The sequence below is a fragment of the Paenibacillus campinasensis genome, assembly GCF_002272015.1.
Lineage (GTDB): Bacteria > Bacillota > Bacilli > Paenibacillales > Paenibacillaceae > Paenibacillus_AQ > Paenibacillus_AQ campinasensis.
Map to the genome: position 1 here is coordinate 1 of NZ_NPBY01000114.1, position 19089 is coordinate 19089.

The window sequence follows — 19089 nt, forward strand, 5'->3', positions numbered from 1 at the left end:
GCCCGCCCAGCTGTACCGAAGTACGCACTACACTTTCACATATGAAGGAACGTGAATCATGAAGGTTTTACTGTCCGCTTTAAATGCGAAATACATTCATACCTCGCTTGCGATTCGCTGCCTGAAGGCATACAGCGAGAAGGAATTTGATATCGAATTGGCGGAGTATACAATCAAGGACCCGCCGATGAATATCGTGTCCGACATCTTCCAGCGCAAGCCGGATGTGATTGGATTCTCTTGCTATATATGGAATATTGAAGAAACGATTAAAGTGATCGACATTGTGAAGAAAATTATGCCGGAGGTCAAGATCATTTTGGGCGGACCGGAAGTGTCCTATGATACCCAATATTGGATGGAGCGGCTGGCCAATGTCGATTTTATTGTGATGGGGGAAGGCGAGGAAACCTTCCATCACTTGCTGCAGGAGCTTTCGAACACGCGCAAGTTTCACTTTGTGTACGGCGTCGCGTATCGCAAGGGCGATGAGATTATCCTCAATCCGCCGCGACCGAAGGCGATCCTGAACGAGCTGCCCTCCCCGCACAGATTCCCGGAGGATATTCCGCATCTGGGCAAACGGGTGGTCTATTTCGAGACGAGCCGGGGCTGTCCCTTCAGCTGCCAGTTTTGCTTGTCCAGCATCGAGGTTGGCGTCCGGTACTTCGATATTGAACGCACGAAGTCCGATCTGCTGTACCTCATTGATCAAGGGGCCAAGCTGATCAAATTTGTGGACCGCACCTTTAATATCAAGCGGGATTATGCGCTGGAAATGTTCCAGTTTCTGATCGAGAATCATGGCGGCTGCGTGTTCCAGTTCGAAATTACGGCGGATATTATGCGGCCGGAGGTGCTGGATTATTTGGCGAAGAATGCGCCCCCGGGCATATTCCGGTTCGAGATCGGCGTTCAGTCTACCAACGATCCGACGAATGAGCTGGTAAAGCGGCGGCAAAATTTCACCAAGCTGTCCAGAACAGTGACCATGATCAAGGAAAGCGGCAAGATCGATCAGCATCTGGATCTGATTGCGGGCCTGCCGCTGGAGGATTACGATACGTTCCGAAAAACGTTTAACGACGTATTCGCACTCGGACCGGAGGAGCTGCAGCTGGGCTTCTTGAAGATGCTGCGCGGAACAGGGCTCCGGCATGATGCGGCCAAGTACAACTACACGTATATGGACCATGCCCCTTATGAAATTTTGGGCAGCGATGTGCTTCCTTTCTCGGATATCGTCAGGCTGAAGCGGCTGGAGGACGTGCTTGAGAAATACTGGAATGCCCACCGAATGGACCATACGCTCAACTATTTGATGAAGCATGAGTTCCCGTCGCCGTTCGACTTTTTCCAAGCGTTCGGAGATTACTGGGAGAGCCAGGGCTGGCAAAAGATCGGGCATCAGCTCGAGGATCTGTTCACGCGCCTGACTGCATTCCTGGAGCATCGACAGACACCGCGTATGGACATCGTTATGGGCTTAATGAAATTCGATTATTTCCTGGGACATAAATATAAACCTCGGAAAATCTGGTGGGATTTCTCGCTGGATAAAAGCGATTGGTCAGCCCATATGAAGCGAATTGTCGAAATGCCGTCTGCCGTGTCGGAAGAGTTTGCGAAGCTTGGCCTGACGGAGCGGGAGCTTCACAAGCATGCGATGATTGAAATGATGCCGTTTGATTTGAATGATGCGATCCAGGGCGGCAGCGGCCTCACCGGTGATGCGAATCGGCAAACGATGCTGATTGTGCTCTATCAGCAGGATGATAGCGGGCGCCCGCATTACTATACCATGCCGGTTTAATGAACTTCGGACATCGGTCTGATGTTCTCGAATAGCGGGAGCTGCGGCTTGGAGCATAAATCTCGCTGATCTCGGGAAGCTAACCTTATCCACCTAATAAGGGAGGTTTCAAGCATGAGCAAGGAGCATCGGCAGCATGAGGAGCCGAGCGTTGCACCAGGGATGGAAACGAATGATGCCCTGCGCGAAGAGGCGACGGATGAAGAGGTCCGGCAGGGGGATTACACGGAGGTTACCCAGCTTGCCATCGACCGCACTCCTAATGATGAAGAATGAAGGGAAGCTGGCTATTAGCCGGGAATTGAAACTGCCTGCTGCGTGGAGGCTCATACGGGTGACTGAAAAAGCGATCTGTCTCCGCGGGGACAGATCGCTTTTTTGTTGTCGGACCGGAATAACGGCCGTCTTCAGGCTCGCTGAGCCTGTTAGCTTCGGATGCGTTCGGTTCCGCTCCTCATCGTCACTCGTCGGCCGGCGAGGAAGAAGACGCGTGTCCGTCTCTTTCGTCAGTTGTATGCCTCTCCAGCCAATCAAGCACATCGGCAGCGACTTCCTGTTTGTTGATCTCATGCAGCATTTCATGCCGGCCGCCAGGGTACAGCCGGAACTCCAGATCGGTGATGCCGTGCAGTTGGTACAGCTCGATCAAGCTGCGGACGCCCTTGCCGCGTAGACCGACAGGATCTTCTTCGCCGGAGAAGATGTATACCGGCTTCTCCTTCGGCAGCCCCTGCAGCAGCTTGGGCCTGTGAATTTGGCGCAGCAGGCGAAAGAACTCGCGGAAGAAGCGGGCGCTGCATACCTGGCCGCAATAAGGGTCCTGGATGTACAGGTCCACTTCGGCCTCATCGCGGGAAAGCCAATCGAACGGGGTGCGGATGGGCCCAAAACCCCGGTTGTATGGCCCGAACACGAGCGCATTCAGCAGCAGGCTGCGATGCTCATCTCCTTGAAGCCGAGACTGAGCCGCAGCCAGCTTCTCGGCGAGCCCGAGCATTCTGCGCGGGCCGTTCGATCCTGACAGAATATAGCCATCGAAGCGGTCGCCGTGCGTGCACATCACTTTTTGGGTTAAAAAGGAGCCCATACTATGTCCCATCAAAATATGCGGTATCCCGGGATGACGCTTGCGCAGCTCGGCAGCGAGCAGGAGCATATCCTCAATCATGCCCTCGATGCCATTGTCTCCGGGATCGCCGAGGCGGCTAAGCTCTCCGGCGGTAACGCCATGTCCGCGATGGTCGTTGACATATACCGCATAACCGCGGGCTGTCAGCACTTCAGCCAGCTCCGCGTACCGCGCGCCTGTCTCGCACATGCCATGGGCGATTTGCAGCACTGCCCGAACGTCTGTGCCAGACGCGGGAAGCCAAGCACGCACAAACACATCCATGGCCTGCGTATTCAGCATCGTAAACGTTTCAGCTTGCATGTTGCGTTGCACCTCCGCCATACCGTGAGTTTCCATTCCGTTGCTGGCCGGGACGTTCAGGGTATCCAAGCTGATCTGCATGTTGTTCAGCAAGGAACCGGCTGTCCCGGAGCAAGTAAAGCAACTGCCGGGCACCTGCCCGGCATGAAATGCAAAGTCAAGCTAAGTTGTGCGGAAATCTCAAGCTGTGTTATGGAAGATAAGAGCGAAGCACGGTAGAGCTGCCTTCGAGCTTGTAGCTTCCAAGATTGGCAGGGAGCAGGAAGCATTGACCGGAAGCGAATGGCTGAGATCCGCCGTCCCAACTGATCACGCCCTCGCCGTCACACACCACGAGGATGGTGAAGCTGTCTGTGGAAGTCGAAAGATCCCATGGGCCAGACACAATTCCTTTTTCTACTATAAAATAAGGCGATCTTGCCAGCTCGAGCCATTCGCCCGGAACAGCCCCTTCTGTGCTCATGGTCGTAGCGCCAGAGCCTTCATAGGCCGTCACATTCAAGGAGTCCTCGATATGGAGCTCACGCGGTTTGCCATCCAGTCCCGGACGATTGTAATCATAAATCCGGTACGTAGTGTCCGAGTTTTGCTGAATTTCTGCAACAACAACACCAGCGCACAGGGCATGTACGGTGCCGGCAGGTATGTAGAACGTATCACCGGCCTTGACCGGCACCTCGCGCAGAAGCTCCATAACCGAATCGTTCTCGAGCGCCTGCCGGAGATCGGCCCGGGTAACGCCGTCTTTCAGACCGTAGATGATTTTGGCATCCGGCTTTGCGTCCAGCACGTACCACATTTCCGTTTTTCCAAGCTCGCCTTCCGGAAGCCCTTCGTAATCATCGGTCGGGTGAACCTGTACCGACAGATTATCGTTGCAGTCCAGCAGCTTGATCAGCAGCGGAAAGCGGCCGTTCACTTCAGAAAATCCTTTGGCACCGAACCACTCGCGGCCGAATTGCTCGCGAATCTCGTCCAGTCCCTTGCCGGCAAGTTCACCATTCATCACGTTTGTCGTACCGTTCGGATGGTCGGCAATCATCCAGCCTTCACCGATATGTCCTTCTGGAAGCTGCAGGCCGAATTGCTCCAGCGCCCGGCCTCCCCATACTCTTTCTTTGAACTCAGGTTGAAACAGCAGCGGATACGGCTGTGTCATCGTGATCATCACCTTTCGTCATGTTAGCGTGTTATATATAAGATGAACAAAAAGCTTGCTGCTTGACGCATTTTTTGTTCAATTTATATCGTGTCTGTTGATGCGGGTATGCACTTTAATTCCATTATATCGGTTTTCTTCGCTCCAGTGCGATGAGATAGGGCGCAGCAGGCCGCTGCAGGTTGCGGTACAGAATGGACTGCGCCGTATGCTGCGGGATGGCGGCTGCCCACTGCTCCACCGTCCGGGCTTCGGTCTCCCCTCCAGGATGTCCCGGATACAGCACGATCGTCACGATGCCGCCGGGGCGGAGCAGCTCCAGCGAGCCGTTGAGCGCCGCGATCGTTGTCTCCGGCTGGGTGATAATGGTCTTGTCCGCTTCGTCGGCGGGGAGGTAGCCGAGATTGAACATGATCGCACCTACCTTGCCGACATAGGGTGCGGGAATGCTGCCGCGCATATCCTCATGGCTTTGCAGATGCAGGGAGACGCTGGCTACTTCGGAGGAAGCCTCCTTGTTAAGACGCTGCCTTGTCAGCTGAAGGGCCTCCTCCTGGATATCAAAGGCAAACACGCTTCCCTTCGGACCGATACAACGGGCGAGAAAGAGGGTGTCCGCTCCGGTCCCGGCGGTGGCATCGACGGCAATGTCCCCCGGCTGCAGCCGTTCGGATACCAGCTTGTGAGCAAAGCTAAGCACAGATAGAAATCCCATCAGCGCCCCCTCCACAGCTTGCCCTGCCAGGTGTCGCGGTGTCTGAGCTCGGCATCGATCGAGTTGAGCACATCCCATTTGCGCTGGCTCCAGAGCGGGCCGATCAGCAGATCGCGCGGAGCATCGCCGGTCAGACGATGCACAATCATCTCCGGCGGCAGAAATTCCAGCGTATCCACAACCAGCTTCACATATTCATCCTTGTCCAGAAAACGGAGCAATCCGGCTTCATACTGCTTCACCATCGGCGTTTTGCGCATCAGGTGGAGCAGGTGGATTTTAATGCCCTGTACGTCCATGTTGGCCACGGCTCTGCCGGTTGCGAGCATCATCTCGCGGTCCTCCTGCGGCAATCCATAGATGATGTGGGTGCATACCCGGATGTTATGCTTCCGCAGCTTCTCTACCGCTTCCAGATAGCACTCCGTATCATGGGCGCGATTGATGAGCTGCGAGGTGGATTCATGGATCGTCTGAAGCCCCATCTCCACCCACAGGTATGTTCTCTCGTTCAGCTCGGCCAAATATTCAACCACATCGTCCGGAAGACAATCGGGGCGGGTCGCGATCGATAAGCCGACAACGCCGGGCTGCTCCAGAATGACCTCGTAATATTCGCGAAGCTCTTCCACCGGAGCATAGGTGTTGGTGTACGCCTGGAAGTATCCGATATATTTGGCGCTCGGCCATTTCAGATGCTGCCTGTCGCGGATCGTATTGAACTGGGTAACCAGATCGTCGCGCCGGCTTCCGGCAAAATCTCCCGATCCGCGGGCGCTGCAGAACGTACAGCCGCCCTTGGCAATCGTTCCGTCACGGTTCGGGCACGTAAATCCGGCGTCGAGCATGACTTTGAACACCTTGTCTTGAAACTGGCTGCGCATCTCGTAGTTCCATGTATGGAATCGCTTGTCGCCCCACAGCTGCGGGGCAGTTAACATTGGCGTATTCATAAGTCTCCTTCTGTGCTGTTTGTTCCCCGTCTTTCGGCCTTGATTCAAGGGCAACGAGAATACAGCGAGTATAGATCGTTTCTCGCCTTTAGGGCAGACATATGTATTGTAACAAAAAAGGGCGCGGCATCATATACAGGTCTTCATGCCCAATTCATGTGGATTCACTTGTGTGAGAACGATAATCTTGGTATATTTAATGTATAGAAAGAGAATGATTCAAGCGGATTTCGCTTGGGTAATTACCGGATAGGATTCATATTTGTGAGACGTCATGGATACAATTATACCGTGAGGTGATTACGAATGAATTCATCGGCAATCAAGACAGACGACAAAGGCAAAATCGCTGTGGAGTTGACCCCGAATGAAGCATTGGCTCTGACAGGTGTCGAATTCAACGACAATCAGCATATCAAGGCTTCGGCGCAGCGCAAGATTCGGGATGCCTTCGAACGAACGTTTGAGTTTCAGGCAGAGAACAGGTAGCTTCTTCACAGGTTAATAACCGCGGAACCCCAATTCCAAATATAAGAAAAGGGAACCTGTATGATGCTTACGGGCATCGTCATAGGTTCCTTTTTCTATGCCCTCTTTACTTTTGGGACGAACTTCGGCACAATAATGCAGTATCGAACATTCATAATCATGATTATATAGACAGTTTCGGAGGTATAGGATGCGTTTACGCGGAAGAAAAGGAATTCGGGAAAGTTTGGAGGCACAGCAGGATCTCGTCGTTCTGAATCCTGCACAATATAAAGGAAAATGGGCGTCGCTCTTTGGCAATGACCGTCCGATTCATGTGGAATTTGGCATGGGTAAAGGCCAGTTTATCAGTCAGTTGAGTTACAAGCACCAGGATGTCAATTTTATCGGCGTGGATATGTACGATGAGCTTATCCGCCGGGCCAGCGAGAAGGGAAGAGACGTCTGGGCCGAGGAGGGTGTGGAGACCCCGCCGAACTTAAAGCTGGCGCTGTTTAACCTGGAGCAGGTGGAGGAAGTGTTCGAGCCGGGGGAACTGGAGCGAATCTATCTGAATTTCAGCGATCCCTGGCCGAAGGCAAGGCATGCCCGCCGCCGCCTGACACATCCGCGGTTTCTGGAGAAGTACAGCCGCATTTTGAATGCGCGGGGAGAGATCCATTTCAAGACGGACTCTGTCAGCCTGTTTGAGTTCTCGCTGAATGCATTTGCGGATTTCGGGCTGCAGATGACCAACATCTCGCTTGATCTTCATCGCGATGGATTGAATGAACAGTTCGTCATGACGGAGTATGAGACCAAATTTGTTGGCCAAGGCATGAACATTCATCGCTGCGAGGTTATCGTCGGGGAAGAGGCGCTGGCGCAGTACAAGCAGGAACGTCTCAAAAAATACAGCTGAGTCTGGATAGCCTTGAACCTCATATGAAAAAAGCTGCCGAGGCCAAGCCTCGACAGCTGAACGGTGCGCTTCTTATGGTGAAGAGAAGGGCACCTTTTCGTTTTCCAGCATTTCAATAATGCTGCGCGCGCATTGCATCGGATAGAAGCGCTCGATATTGCGCAGGTTCTGTTCTCTGCGCTCCACCATTTGGTCATATTGATGCAGCAGTATGTTCATCCATTTGCCGATCACTTCCAGAGAATCAATCGGCTCGCCCAAGCCTTGAGCGGTGAAATATTGGCAATTTTCCTCCTCCTGGCCAGGAAGCGGCTGGTGAAACAGCATCGGAATGCCCTTGGCGAGACCTTCGGTGCAGGTCATCCCCCCGGGTTTTGTCACCAGCAGGTCTGAGACTTCCATCAGCTTGTCGATTTCCCGGGTGAAGCCGAGAATCTTGATGTTGGGATGCTGGAACCTCGGGTTGCTTTCCATCTCTTCCCGGGCTTTGTCGTTATTGCCCAGGCAGAAGATGAGCTGGACATCCTGGCGCCACCTGGTCAGGAATTCATGCACAACTTCATCGTTCATGATGCCCCAGCCACCGCCCATAACAAGCACGGTCGGCATGTCGGCCAAGCCGAACTTCTCGCGGATTTCCTCCTTGCTCGGATGCGTCCAGAAATCCGGGTGAATCGGGATGCCAGTCACCTGGATTTTGGCATGGGACACGCCGCGGTTGAGCAGCTTGCGCTTGACCTCGGGCGTGGACACGAAATATCGGTCAACCTCGGGGCTGATCCACGTATCATGCGCATCGTAGTCCGTGATCACCGTACAGAGGGGGATGTTCGTGCCCAGCCGTTTCAACCGGGAGATGACCGCGCTCGGAATGAAATGGGTACACACAATAATGTCTGGCCTCAGCTGCCGGACGACATCCTGCGTGCTCGTATAGAAGATGCGGTGCAGCGCCAATGTCGTAAACCGGTTGAATGATTTTTGGTGCCGATACATGTATCCGACCAGTTTCGGCGTGGACGTAATGGTCTTACGATAGGCCGATATAATAAGCGGAGCGATCTTGGGATTCAGGAAGCTACCAAGCTCAAGCACCCGTGTCTGGACATCTGGTGATAATTGCCTAATGCTGCTGGAGAGTGCGTGAGCGGCCTGCGTGTGGCCAGCACCGAACCCCTCGGATAGCAGCAAGACTCTTTTTTTAGCCACGACTTCGTTCACCCGTTCTGCAGCGTTATTATTAACCTTAACATATCGACTTTAAGGCGAGATTGCAACTATGACCCAGCGAATGTCCAGGGACTTTCGTCCCTGAGGCTTTTTTGGCAGCATTCGGGAAGCCAGCTCTGGCAAGGGTCGGCTGCTGCTTGCTGGGGCACACGCATTTTGTAGAAAAGAAGGGTCCTTGGACTTTTGACTTGGCAATTTGTTATCGCTACAATGATTCAAACGGACGCCTGGAAGTTTATTAGAGAGAAAGAAAGATAACGGGGTTAAACTTTTTTGGAGTTCGTTGCGTCTTAAATATTGTGGCGGACAAGTTGGTATTGCAAAAATTGGGCACACTAAAGAAATAAAAAGTAAGCAAACAGATGAAAATAACAACTAAAGCTGCTGGAAACGAAGCTTGCTGGCATACCCCGGTGCTAATTTGCGCTCATTTGCGATCTTTTTCCGTAAATTAGAGCTTTCACGCTTTTTGACAAAGCATCCAAAAGTGTGGAAAATCGGGTATGACGTGCAAAACTGCCCCGCGGCACCGAGGCTACAGAAAGAGAAAACAACGTTACAAGGGTCAATCAAGCAAACATTACACGAGAGACAAACAAAAACATTCTCGGGGTATAAAAAGGGGGTAACGGAGAATCATGACAGACGCCATCTTTATCGCGCTCCAACTATTTTTGGCAGCCGTAGGTGTGTACCAGTTTACATTCTCTCTATTCGGTTTGATCAAAAGAAAAAAGAAAAAGAACTTCGAACCGAAAAAATCATTTGCAGTGCTTGTCGCTGCCCACAATGAAGAACAGGTTGTCGGAGCGCTGATGGAGAACCTGAAGCAGCTCGACTATCCGAAAGAACTGTATGACGTATTTGTGATTTGCGACAACTGTACGGACCGTACAGCTGAAATCGTTCGAGAGCACGGCATGAACGCTTGTGTGCGCACGAACCAGAATCTTCGCGGTAAAGGGTACGCGATTGAATGGATGCTGAAAGAGCTGTGGGCGATGCCGCGTCAATACGATGCTGTAGTCATGTTTGATGCCGACAACCTGGTGGCATCGGACTTCCTGACGCATATGAACAACGATCTGTGCTCCGGTGCGAAGGTGATTCAGGGTTATATCGATACGAAGAACCCGGAGGATTCCTGGATTACGGCTGCATACGGCGTATCCTACTGGTATATTAACCGCCTGTGGCAGCTGTCCCGCCACAATCTGAACATGGCCAACTTCCTTGGCGGCACCGGCATGTGCTTCGAGACCAATCTCCTGAAAGAGATCGGCTGGGGCGCAACAAGTCTCGTAGAGGACCTGGAGTTTACGATGCGCAGCGTCATGCGCGGCGTGTATCCGAAATTCAACTATGAGGCCAAAGTATTTGACGAGAAGCCGCTGACGTTCAAGGCTTCGGCAAGACAGCGCCTGCGCTGGATGCAGGGGCACTTCACGGTCGCGCGCCGCTATTTCTTCCCGCTCATCTGGCGGGCGATCAAAGAGCGGAGCATCGTCAAGCTGGACCTTGCGCTATATGGAGTCAACGTGTACATCGTGCTGCTGACCTTCTTGCTCACCGCGGTCATTTGGGTGGATAATTCCTTCTTTAATGGCCCGAACATTGCGAATCTGTACGGACACTTGCCGCTGTGGCTCAGCTTTACCGCCATTGCTGCCAACGTGTTTACCTTCATGATTGCGATGATTCTGGAGAAGGTGAAGTTCAAAAAGGTGTATATGTACCTGGTGCTGTTCCCTGTGTACTTGCTGTCTTGGTACCCGATTACGGTGTACGCGTTCTTTACCCAGAACAACAAGCAGTGGAGCCATACAGAGCATACGCGTGTCGTACGCCTGGAGGAAGTTCAGAGCAAGCAGGGTTAAACCTGTCGTCGATATGAATTAGAAGTTGACACGAATAAAGTCAGCTGTTATACTATTAAAGTCTGTTAAACAGAATATCTGATTGCAAGCAGAAGCGCCGCTTCTCACCTGACCGACTTGAGTTGGCTGGTTTGATCACGAAATCAACGAGTGAATGAAACGTTCATTTTTGAGATGAGTTATCAATTGAGGGATGTCGGCAGTGAGCCGTCATCCCTTTTATTCTTTGCAAGCAGGAATCAAAATTTATGGAGGTGGAGGACTATCAGTAAGGAACATATGATCAATGAGGAGATTCGGGCAAGGGAAGTACGCTTGGTTGGCCCTGAGGGCGAACAGATCGGCATCAAGCCGTTTCGTGAAGCGCTGCAAATGGCAATTGACATGAATCTGGACCTGGTAAACGTGGCACCTCAGGCGAAACCGCCGGTATGCCGTATCATGGATTACGGAAAATTCCGCTATGAGCAGCAGAAGAAAGAGAAGGAAGCCCGCAAAAACCAGAAAATCGTTGACATTAAGGAAGTGTGGTTCCGAGCCAACATTGAGGAACATGATTTCCAAACCAAGCTTCGCAATGTCGTGAAGTTCTTGAAGGACGGCGATAAAGTAAAATGCTCGGTTCGTTTCCGCGGTCGTGAAATCACACATGCCAACATTGGCCAGAAGATTTTGGAGCGCGTGAAAACTGAGGTTGCGGACCTCTGCGTCGTTGAGCGTCAACCGAAGCTGGAAGGCCGCAGCATGATTATGATTTTGGCTCCTAAAGCCTAAGAGACATTAGAGGAGGAAGTAGTACAATGCCTAAAATGAAAACACACAGCAGCCTGAAAGGCCGCTTTAAAATTACCGGTACGGGTAAAGTAAAACGCTACAAAGCTTACAAAAACCACCTGCTGTCCCACAAATCCAAGCGTGCGAAGCGCGTATTGTCCGGCAGCCCGGTAATGGCTCCTGGAGACGTAAGACGTTTGAAGCAAGGCTTGGCTAACCTGAAATAGTAAACAACATTTATTGGGAGGTTTTTTGATATGGCTAGAGTTAAAGGCGGATTTGTTGTTCGTCGTAGACATAAAAAAGTATTGAAACTTGCGAAGGGTTACTTCGGTTCTAAACACCGTATTTTTAAAACGGCTAACGAGCAGGTTATGAAATCCCTGGTTTATGCTTACCGGGATCGTCGTCAAACCAAACGTAACTTCCGCAAACTATGGATCGTTCGTATTAACGCGGCTGCACGCCAAAACGGCCTGTCCTACAGCAAGCTGATGCATGGTCTGAAGCTGGCTGGCGTTGACATCAACCGCAAAATGCTGGCTGATCTGGCTGTTAACGATCTGAACGCATTCAACTCTTTGGCTACTGTAGCTAAAGAGAAAGTGAACGCTTAATCCATTCATACGCTGCATATAGATTTAGGAGAGAACCGCTGATTTCATTCGGCGGTTTTTTTTCGTGTACAGGGCGATGAAACAAGCACGTCCCTCCAAAGCGGCATACGCTGAAATGTATCACCATCTGAGGAGGGATCTTATGCATAAGCCTGTCAGCAAGGCCCAGGCGCAGCAATATGTGGGCAAAACAATTGTGGCATATAAGAAAGACGGGAGTGTGGTCACAGGCAAGCTGGTTCGCATAGCCGGCAACCGTCTGTATGTGCAAACCCGTTCAGGCAAAAAAGTGAAAACGAAGGCGTTGGCACCGCTGGTGCTGTTTGACCTGCTGGCGATCGGAACCGCTCCATACGCTTATGGGTACGGATATCCGGGTGCTTTCGGAGGATACCCTGGAGGCTTCGGCTACGGGCCTGGCGTCGGATTCCCGTATGGAGCAGGAGGGTTCTTCTGGTAAACCTGGCCGCGCCTGATTCGGCGGGCTGCTAGGACAGCGTCTTCTCCATTTCATAGCACTGGCTGGCACGAATCGTTCGAGTGACCGAATATCCCAGTTTTTTGTAAAAAGATAGTCCGGTCCGATTTCCGATGTCGACCATGACTTTGGCCCGCTTGCACCCGCGCGATACAGCGAAACGTTCGGCATGCGCCATCAGACGGACTCCCCATCGTTTTCGCTGTGCGGCTGGTGCGACGGCCAGCATGTCGATGTACAGCAGCTCGCCGTGCATCATGAAATGAACGAAGGCGATTACCCGCTCATCGGGAAAAGGCGAAGCGACCAGCGTCACGCCGCGCCGGAGTCTGGCGGGCACGTCTTTAAGAACCGCGTCCAGGTCCTGATCTTTCAGATGGGACAACGGGACAAGCTGGGACTGGATCAGCTGGAAAATAGCGGGATCGTCTACACCCGGTTGACGGTATCGAATCATCGCAAAGATTCCACCTCTTTTCCGCTATGCAGCAGTCATTGATCTATCCTATGATATGCGGCTGGAGAGGGTGTTTGGCCAAGTCTGGAAACAAAATGGGAGCTTGTCTGCATCAAAACCTTTCATTTGAAGTAAAATAAATGTGTTGACTTCTGGAATGGATGAATCTTATAATGTTTCTAAACATTTAACGAACATATGACATCGGCAATGAAGAGGACGAAGTTTAAAGGGCTCTTTTGCTCAGAGAGTGGATGGATTTGCTGAAACCACCACCAAAACCCCTTTTATACGAGCTCACCTCGGAGCTGTTTCCCTGAAAAGGCTGTGCATTCTAAGACTTTACCGCATTAAGTCGTAACAGCATTTAGTAGGGGGAATCGTCTGGTCCGCGTTACGGATCGCAGATATTGAAGCCCGGATTATTCCGAAGCCTTCATACCTGCTGAGGCTTTATACTGTGAAGTGTAGAGCAAATATGGGTGGTACCACGGAAGCTGAACCTTTCGTCCCTCACACGGAGTTATTTCCGGTGTGGCGGGCGAGAGGTTTTTTTATTGCTTGAGAAGGCGATAGGCAAATGATTCAGCGAAATTTTGAGAGGAGGATGACTGATGAGCGCGCAAACTCCAGAAGTGCGGTCTACAGAACAATTACGTGAGAAATGGATGAAGCCTGAAGTGATTACCGGTTCGGAAATCCTGCTTCGAAGCCTTTTGCTTGAAGGAGTCGAATGTGTCTTCGGGTATCCCGGAGGGGCCGTCCTGTACATCTACGATGCAATGTATGGTTTTGAGGACTTCAAGCATGTGCTGACCCGTCATGAACAAGGTGCGATTCATGCAGCTGACGGCTATGCGCGGGCGAGTGGAAAAGTCGGTGTATGTATAGCAACATCGGGACCGGGGGCGACCAACCTCGTCACAGGTATCGCAACAGCCTACATGGATTCCGTCCCTCTCGTCGTGATTACCGGCAACGTGGCTACGAGCCTGATCGGAACCGATGCTTTCCAGGAGGCGGATATTACGGGGATTACGATGCCAATCACCAAACACAGTTATCTGGTGAGAGATGTTAACGATCTGCCGCGCATCATTCACGAAGCGTTCCATATCGCTTCAACGGGTCGCCAGGGACCGGTGCTGATCGATATCCCTAAGGATGTGTCGGCGGCCACCACTTTGTTCCAGCCTGAGGATAAAATCAACCTAAGAGGCTACAATCCGCGCACGGTGCCTAACAAGCTCCAGCTGGATAAGCTGGCCCGGGCGATTGAGCAGGCGGAGCGGCCGATGATTCTTGCCGGAGGCGGGGTTATTTACTCCGGTGCACATGAAGCGCTGCATGAATTCGTCAACAAGACAGGAATTCCGATTACGACAACATTGCTCGGACTGGGCGGTTTCCCAAGCGGACATGAGCTCTGGACAGGAATGCCAGGCATGCACGGGACGTACACCTCGAACCAGGGCATTCAGCAGTCGGACCTGTTGATTAGCATCGGGGCACGCTTCGATGACCGCGTAACAGGGAAGCTGGCGGGCTTTGCTCCGAATGCGAAGATTGCGCATATCGATATTGACCCGGCGGAAATCGGAAAGAATGTGCCTACGGATATTCCTATCGTCGGCGATGTCAAAACGGTTCTGGAAATGCTGAATCCGCTCGTATCTTACGCGTCCAAGGCGGATGCATGGAGAGATCAGATCAGCAAATGGAAGGCGGAGTATCCGTATCGCTACGTCGATTCTGACACGGTGCTGAAGCCGCAATGGGTTATCGAAATGCTGAACGATACAACGAAGGGCGAGGCCATCGTAACGACAGACGTTGGACAGCATCAGATGTGGGCAGCCCAGTATTATAAATTCAACCGGCCGCGCTCGTGGATCACGTCGGGCGGACTGGGAACGATGGGCTTCGGCTTCCCGTCCGCCATCGGTGCCCAGATGGCTAATCCGGACCGGCTGGTCATCTCCATCAATGGCGACGGCGGCATGCAGATGTGCTCCCAGGAGCTGGCGATCTGCGCGATCAACAATATCCCGGTGAAGATCGTTGTTATCAACAACCAGGTGCTGGGGATGGTTCGTCAATGGCAGGAGCTCATTTATGACAACCGCTACAGCCATATTGACCTGGCAGGCAGCCCTGATTTCGTCAAGCTGGCTGAAGCCTACGGCGTGAAGGGACTCCGCGCGACGAACAAAGAAGAAGCGCGCCAAGCCTGGGCCGAAGCGATGGAAACACCAGGGCCGGTTCTCGTAGAGTTTGTGGTTGAAAAAGGCGAGAACGTATATCCAATGGTGCCGCAGGGGTCGACCATCGATCAAATGCTAATGGGGGATGCGTAACATGAGCATGAAACATACCATAGCCGTACTAGTGAACGACCAGCCGGGCGTGCTGCAGCGGGTGTCCGGATTGTTCGGACGAAGAGGTTTCAACATTGAAAGCATCACGGTCGGTCAATCCGAAGAGGCCGGGTTATCCCGGATGGTCATCGTAACGACCGGCGGAGACAACATGCTGGAGCAGATCGAGAAGCAGCTATACAAGCTGATTGACGTGATCAAGGTCATTAATCTCAGCTCCAAGCCGATGGTTGCCCGCGAGCTTGCCCTGATCAAGGTGAAGGCCGAGCCTTCCGAGCGTCCGGAAATTATGGGCGTTGTCGAGACATTCCGCGCATCGGTCGTCGATATCGGAGCCTCCAGCATGATGGTGCAGGTGGTTGGCGATACGGTAAAAATCGATGCGATGATCGAGCTGCTGAAGCCTTACGGCATTCAGGAGCTCTCCCGGACAGGGGTTACCGCGATGGTTCGCGGTAATGCGTAATCATTCTTTTCAAGTATAGGAAACCGTTGTACATTCAATTTCAATAGCTAGACACCTGCCGCAGATGAGCGGGTGTTTCAGCAGATCGGATGCACGAAGTCGGTCTCTTGAAATACCCGCTCATCATGGAGGGTCTTTAAAAACAAAGGAGGACTTATACAAATGGCAATTACGACTTATTATGAACAAGATGCAGATCTCAGCGTACTGCAAGGAAAAACAATTGCGGTGATCGGATACGGCAGCCAAGGGCATGCCCAGGCACAAAACCTGCGTGACAGCGGTCTTCAAGTGGTTATCGGTCTTCGTGAAGGCAAATCCTTCGAGAAAGCAAAAAATGACGGCTTCGAAGTTCTGTCCGTTGCTGACGCAGTAAGCCGTGCTGATGTGGTGCAAATTTTGATGCCTGACGAAACTCAAGCCTCCGTCTACAAGAACGATATTGAACCAAACCTGAAAAAAGGCGCAGCGCTGATGTTCTCCCACGGCTTCAACGTTCATTTCGGACAGATCGTAGCTCCGAAGGAGAATGACGTGCTGCTGGTAGCTCCTAAATCCCCGGGTCACATGGTTCGCCGCACGTATGTGGAAGGCTTCGGTGTTCCAGGACTGATCGCGATCGAGAAAGACGCGACTGGACAAGCTAAAGCCATCGGTCTTGCTTATGCCAAAGGCATCGGCTGTACCCGTGCGGGCGTGATCGAAACTTCGTTCCGTGAAGAGACAGAAACAGATCTGTTCGGTGAGCAGGCTGTACTGTGCGGCGGCGTATCCGCTCTTGTGAAGGCAGGCTTCGAAACATTGACCGAAGCTGGCTATGCTCCGGAAATGGCATACTTCGAGTGCTTGCATGAGCTGAAGCTGATCGTTGACATGATGTATGAAGGCGGATTGGCAAGCATGCGCGATTCCATCTCGAACACGGCGGAGTATGGCGATTATGTAACAGGCCCGCGCATCGTGACCGACGAAACGAAGAAAGCGATGAAAGAGGTGCTCTCCGATATCCAGCAGGGCAAATTTGCCCGCGACTTCATCCTGGAGAACCAGTCGGGCAACGCGTTCCTGACAGCTACACGCCGCAACGAGTCCGAGCATCAAATCGAGGTTGTCGGCGCTCAGCTGCGTGAAATGATGCACTGGATCAAAAAGTAAGAACATATCGCTCCTCAAGGAGTGCTGCAAGCAGAAAAACCCTGATCCTTTAAAAGGACAGGGTTTTTCGACCATCGGAGGACCCGCTGATCAGCGGGTCCTTTTCTTGCATTATAGAATCAGCGTGATTGCAGATTACCAGGCATACGCTTGCGGCGCTGCCCCTCCCGGGCCAGGGAAAATTTCATCCAGACGCTTCAAGACAGACTCATCCAGCTTGACGTCCAGGCAGCGCAGCGAGCTTTCAAATTGCTCCAGTGTGCGCGGTCCGATAATCGGGGCGGTTACCGCTTCATTGGCAAGCAGCCAGGCGAGCGCCACATTGTCCTGCGGCTCGCCCAGCTCCTGGCACAGTGCGGCAAACGCTTCTAACTGCTGGCGATGCTGCTCGATGCGCTCGGTGTTGCCGCCGCTGCGCGAGCCCTCCACCTTCAGCAGCGCATTACGTCCAAGCAATCCGCCGTCAAGCGGACTCCAAGGGATGACGCCAAGGCCCAGCTCCTTGGCCGCAGGAAGGGCCTCAAGCTCCGGCAGGCGGCAATTCAGATTGTATTTATGCTGCTCGGAGACAAGTCCGAGGAAATGACGCTCCTTGGCTGCAGCCTGAGCCAGCGCAATATGCCAGCCGGCAAAGTTGCTGGAGCCGACATAGCCGATTTTGCCCTGGGACACCGCGACCTCGAACGCACCCCACAGCTCGTCCCATGTTACGGATGGATCAACATGATGCATCTGGTACAGCTCGATATGATCGGTTTGAAGCCGCTTCAGCGAAGCTTCGAGATGACGGCGGATTTTATAGGCGGACAGACCGGCTTCATTGTTCGGTCCGTCGAGCGGATCGCTCATGGAGCCGTATACTTTGGTCGCCAGAACAACCTTCTCACGCCGTCCGCCGCCGAGCTTGAACCAACGGCCGATAATCGTCTCGGTCAGGCCAGAATTTTCACCCCAACCATAGATATTAGCGGTATCAAAGAAGTTAATGCCAGCATCGACAGCTGCGTCCATGATGCGGAAGGCTTCTTGCTCATCGGTAGAAGGCCCGAAATTCATCGTGCCCAGGCACAGGCGGCTGACTTTCATGCCGGATTTGCCTAACGAGGTGTACTGCATGAGGGATCATCTCCTTGTTTATATTAGGGAATACGGTAAACGATTTCATTCTTTATTGTAGCGCATTGGAAGAAAAATGTAACCAGGCCGATACGCACAGCGTTAATAATGGCAAGAGCTTAACAAGGAGGAAGTGCCATTGAGCAGCCGAAATCGGAAAATCCCTATGCGTAAGCTGTCGCTATTGGGCCTTGCAGCCGTTCTGCTGGCGATCAGCGCTTGTGACCGCGCGCCCGCTGCCCAGCTGGAGGACATCGCCAACACACCAGCACCGAAGCTTGCGGAGGACCTGCCGCCGCCAAGCGCTGCGGCCCTGACGGAGGAGAACAAGCAGTTGATCCGCGACACCTTCGACTCGATCCAGTCCATTCAATATCTTCTCGAGACGGAAGGACAATCCCCTTGGGTTATCAAGACCGAGGAAGTGAGCATATCCCTTGCAGAGTTTGTGTTTGCCAAGAAAAACAGAGAGCTGATTCTAGCCTTGAATCAATCGGACGAAAGTGTAAAGGATGCTGAAGTGCTGCAGAGCCTGGTGACCGGCCAACTGGTCGTGCACTATGCCAGGAGCTTGGGCATAACGGTGACGCCGGAGGAAATCAGGGAGATGATCCATATGCAGCGGAGCGCGTTGAGCGAGGCGGAATCGAGCGCTGCCGCTGAAGGGCTCGTCCAATCGATCATGAAGGAGCGGATCCGGATTGCTGGTGGCAGCGCAGAAGACTTCTGGAACAGCGAAGATGTTTATCGCAGCTACGAGGCAGCGCTATACGACAGCAAGCTCATCGACCAGATCCTCGCCGATGAACGACTGCGTGGAATGGACAGCTACAAGGAACTGCGGGCCAAACTGTATGCGGACTTCCGGAAAAAGCACCCCGTCAGGGTGCCAGACCTTAGCCAGCTCGGGCTAAGCTAGACTTCACGAGACAAGCGGCTCCCTGTCACGCAGCTTTTTCGGGATGTGCCCGAAAAAGCCCTATCCCTAAATCCGGGTCAGCTGCCCAGGTCACAGACAGGGCAGCCACCCCACACTCCCCCCAAGCGATCCGAAGGGAGCACCGCAGGGGGGATGTGCG

At 52.7% G+C, this 19089-nt stretch carries 20 protein-coding genes; 13 read left to right on the forward strand and 7 right to left on the reverse strand.

Annotation, left to right across the window (positions count from 1 at the left end):
• Nucleotides 1–58: 58 nt before the first annotated feature.
• Nucleotides 59–1813, forward strand: a complete 1755-nt coding sequence (locus tag CHH67_RS25225) for a B12-binding domain-containing radical SAM protein (RefSeq protein WP_095268126.1) — start codon at nucleotides 59–61, stop codon at nucleotides 1811–1813.
• Nucleotides 1814–1927: 114 nt separating this feature from the next.
• A complete protein-coding gene (locus tag CHH67_RS26400; protein ID WP_176475621.1) occupies nucleotides 1928–2089 on the forward strand; it encodes a hypothetical protein in 162 nt (53 codons plus the stop codon).
• Between the two features lie 184 nt (nucleotides 2090–2273).
• On the opposite strand, the gene CHH67_RS25230 is transcribed toward CHH67_RS26400, so the two are convergent.
• The 4 genes from CHH67_RS25230 to mnmL all read right to left on the reverse strand — a co-directional run bounded on the left by CHH67_RS25230 (nucleotide 2274) and on the right by mnmL (nucleotide 6072).
• Nucleotides 2274–3245 carry an alpha/beta fold hydrolase gene (locus tag CHH67_RS25230; protein ID WP_095268143.1) on the reverse strand — a complete coding sequence of 324 codons (972 nt, stop codon included), beginning with the start codon at nucleotides 3243–3245 and terminating at the stop codon, nucleotides 2274–2276.
• 190 nt (nucleotides 3246–3435) lie between these two features.
• The gene (locus CHH67_RS25235; RefSeq protein ID WP_095268127.1) at nucleotides 3436–4404 is read right to left on the reverse strand and encodes a type I phosphomannose isomerase catalytic subunit; all 969 of its coding nucleotides are present in this window, start codon (nucleotides 4402–4404) and stop codon (nucleotides 3436–3438) included.
• Between the two features lie 124 nt (nucleotides 4405–4528).
• Nucleotides 4529–5119, reverse strand: coding sequence for a tRNA 5-(aminomethyl)-2-thiouridylate-methyltransferase MnmM (gene mnmM / locus CHH67_RS25240; protein WP_095268128.1), 591 nt, complete (start codon nucleotides 5117–5119; stop codon nucleotides 4529–4531).
• The gene (gene mnmL, locus CHH67_RS25245; protein ID WP_095268129.1) at nucleotides 5119–6072 is read right to left on the reverse strand and encodes a tRNA modification radical SAM protein MnmL/YtqA; all 954 of its coding nucleotides are present in this window, start codon (nucleotides 6070–6072) and stop codon (nucleotides 5119–5121) included. The genes mnmM and mnmL overlap by 1 nt, the downstream gene beginning before the upstream one ends.
• Nucleotides 6073–6378: 306 nt before the next feature.
• Between mnmL and CHH67_RS25250 the strand changes: the two genes are divergently transcribed.
• Together CHH67_RS25250 and trmB are read left to right on the forward strand one after the other, a co-directional pair.
• Nucleotides 6379–6561, forward strand: a complete 183-nt coding sequence (locus CHH67_RS25250; RefSeq protein WP_095268130.1) for a hypothetical protein — start codon at nucleotides 6379–6381, stop codon at nucleotides 6559–6561.
• 190 nt (nucleotides 6562–6751) lie between these two features.
• Complete coding sequence (gene trmB, locus CHH67_RS25255; protein WP_095268131.1) at nucleotides 6752–7462, forward strand: tRNA (guanosine(46)-N7)-methyltransferase TrmB; 711 nt, start codon at nucleotides 6752–6754, stop codon at nucleotides 7460–7462.
• Nucleotides 7463–7534: 72 nt separating this feature from the next.
• On the opposite strand, the gene CHH67_RS25260 is transcribed toward trmB, so the two are convergent.
• Nucleotides 7535–8671, reverse strand: a complete 1137-nt coding sequence (locus CHH67_RS25260; protein ID WP_095268132.1) for an MGDG synthase family glycosyltransferase — start codon at nucleotides 8669–8671, stop codon at nucleotides 7535–7537.
• 659 nt (nucleotides 8672–9330) lie between these two features.
• Between CHH67_RS25260 and CHH67_RS25265 the strand changes: the two genes are divergently transcribed.
• From CHH67_RS25265 to CHH67_RS25285, 5 genes are all read left to right on the forward strand, one after another.
• Nucleotides 9331–10569, forward strand: coding sequence for a glycosyltransferase family 2 protein (locus CHH67_RS25265; RefSeq protein WP_095268133.1), 1239 nt, complete (start codon nucleotides 9331–9333; stop codon nucleotides 10567–10569).
• A 279-nt stretch (nucleotides 10570–10848) separates the two neighbouring features.
• Entirely contained in the window at nucleotides 10849–11343 is a 495-nt protein-coding gene (infC, locus tag CHH67_RS25270) for a translation initiation factor IF-3 (RefSeq protein ID WP_144029322.1), read from the forward strand.
• Nucleotides 11344–11369: 26 nt separating this feature from the next.
• Nucleotides 11370–11570 carry a 50S ribosomal protein L35 gene (gene rpmI / locus CHH67_RS25275; RefSeq protein ID WP_095268134.1) on the forward strand — a complete coding sequence of 67 codons (201 nt, stop codon included), beginning with the start codon at nucleotides 11370–11372 and terminating at the stop codon, nucleotides 11568–11570.
• 30 nt (nucleotides 11571–11600) lie between these two features.
• Complete coding sequence (gene rplT, locus CHH67_RS25280) at nucleotides 11601–11960, forward strand: 50S ribosomal protein L20 (protein WP_095268135.1); 360 nt, start codon at nucleotides 11601–11603, stop codon at nucleotides 11958–11960.
• Nucleotides 11961–12102: 142 nt separating this feature from the next.
• A complete protein-coding gene (locus CHH67_RS25285; protein ID WP_095268136.1) occupies nucleotides 12103–12420 on the forward strand; it encodes a hypothetical protein in 318 nt (105 codons plus the stop codon).
• Between the two features lie 28 nt (nucleotides 12421–12448).
• Here CHH67_RS25285 and CHH67_RS25290 read toward each other — a convergent pair whose 3' ends face one another.
• Nucleotides 12449–12895 carry a GNAT family N-acetyltransferase gene (locus CHH67_RS25290; protein WP_095268137.1) on the reverse strand — a complete coding sequence of 149 codons (447 nt, stop codon included), beginning with the start codon at nucleotides 12893–12895 and terminating at the stop codon, nucleotides 12449–12451.
• 614 nt (nucleotides 12896–13509) lie between these two features.
• Here CHH67_RS25290 and ilvB point away from each other — a divergent pair.
• The 3 genes from ilvB (at nucleotide 13510) to ilvC (ending at nucleotide 16894) form a co-directional block, all read left to right on the forward strand.
• Nucleotides 13510–15252 carry a biosynthetic-type acetolactate synthase large subunit gene (gene ilvB / locus CHH67_RS25295; protein ID WP_095268138.1) on the forward strand — a complete coding sequence of 581 codons (1743 nt, stop codon included), beginning with the start codon at nucleotides 13510–13512 and terminating at the stop codon, nucleotides 15250–15252.
• Nucleotide 15253: 1 nt separating this feature from the next.
• Nucleotides 15254–15739 (forward strand): acetolactate synthase small subunit, encoded by a 486-nt coding sequence (gene ilvN, locus CHH67_RS25300; RefSeq protein ID WP_095268139.1) that lies wholly within the window; start codon nucleotides 15254–15256, stop codon nucleotides 15737–15739.
• Between the two features lie 162 nt (nucleotides 15740–15901).
• Nucleotides 15902–16894, forward strand: a complete 993-nt coding sequence (gene ilvC, locus CHH67_RS25305) for a ketol-acid reductoisomerase (RefSeq protein ID WP_095268140.1) — start codon at nucleotides 15902–15904, stop codon at nucleotides 16892–16894.
• Nucleotides 16895–17029: 135 nt separating this feature from the next.
• Here ilvC and CHH67_RS25310 read toward each other — a convergent pair whose 3' ends face one another.
• Nucleotides 17030–18010, reverse strand: a complete 981-nt coding sequence (locus CHH67_RS25310; RefSeq protein WP_095268141.1) for an aldo/keto reductase — start codon at nucleotides 18008–18010, stop codon at nucleotides 17030–17032.
• 139 nt (nucleotides 18011–18149) lie between these two features.
• Between CHH67_RS25310 and CHH67_RS25315 the strand changes: the two genes are divergently transcribed.
• Entirely contained in the window at nucleotides 18150–18929 is a 780-nt protein-coding gene (locus CHH67_RS25315; RefSeq protein WP_095268142.1) for a SurA N-terminal domain-containing protein, read from the forward strand.
• Nucleotides 18930–19089 lie beyond the last annotated feature (160 nt).

Coding starts and splice junctions, on each gene's coding strand:
- CHH67_RS25225 (WP_095268126.1), top strand. CDS start 59: ATGAAGGTTTTACTGTCCGCTTTAAATGCGAAATACATTCATACCTCG.
- CHH67_RS26400 (WP_176475621.1), top strand. CDS start 1,928: ATGAGCAAGGAGCATCGGCAGCATGAGGAGCCGAGCGTTGCACCAGGG.
- CHH67_RS25230 (WP_095268143.1), bottom strand. CDS start 3,245: ATGCAAGCTGAAACGTTTACGATGCTGAATACGCAGGCCATGGATGTG.
- CHH67_RS25235 (WP_095268127.1), bottom strand. CDS start 4,404: ATGACACAGCCGTATCCGCTGCTGTTTCAACCTGAGTTCAAAGAAAGA.
- mnmM (WP_095268128.1), bottom strand. CDS start 5,119: ATGGGATTTCTATCTGTGCTTAGCTTTGCTCACAAGCTGGTATCCGAA.
- mnmL (WP_095268129.1), bottom strand. CDS start 6,072: ATGAATACGCCAATGTTAACTGCCCCGCAGCTGTGGGGCGACAAGCGA.
- CHH67_RS25250 (WP_095268130.1), top strand. CDS start 6,379: ATGAATTCATCGGCAATCAAGACAGACGACAAAGGCAAAATCGCTGTG.
- trmB (WP_095268131.1), top strand. CDS start 6,752: ATGCGTTTACGCGGAAGAAAAGGAATTCGGGAAAGTTTGGAGGCACAG.
- CHH67_RS25265 (WP_095268133.1), top strand. CDS start 9,331: ATGACAGACGCCATCTTTATCGCGCTCCAACTATTTTTGGCAGCCGTA.
- infC (WP_144029322.1), top strand. CDS start 10,849: ATGATCAATGAGGAGATTCGGGCAAGGGAAGTACGCTTGGTTGGCCCT.
- rpmI (WP_095268134.1), top strand. CDS start 11,370: ATGCCTAAAATGAAAACACACAGCAGCCTGAAAGGCCGCTTTAAAATT.
- rplT (WP_095268135.1), top strand. CDS start 11,601: ATGGCTAGAGTTAAAGGCGGATTTGTTGTTCGTCGTAGACATAAAAAA.
- CHH67_RS25285 (WP_095268136.1), top strand. CDS start 12,103: ATGCATAAGCCTGTCAGCAAGGCCCAGGCGCAGCAATATGTGGGCAAA.
- CHH67_RS25290 (WP_095268137.1), bottom strand. CDS start 12,895: ATGATTCGATACCGTCAACCGGGTGTAGACGATCCCGCTATTTTCCAG.
- ilvB (WP_095268138.1), top strand. CDS start 13,510: ATGAGCGCGCAAACTCCAGAAGTGCGGTCTACAGAACAATTACGTGAG.
- ilvN (WP_095268139.1), top strand. CDS start 15,254: ATGAGCATGAAACATACCATAGCCGTACTAGTGAACGACCAGCCGGGC.
- ilvC (WP_095268140.1), top strand. CDS start 15,902: ATGGCAATTACGACTTATTATGAACAAGATGCAGATCTCAGCGTACTG.
- CHH67_RS25310 (WP_095268141.1), bottom strand. CDS start 18,010: ATGCAGTACACCTCGTTAGGCAAATCCGGCATGAAAGTCAGCCGCCTG.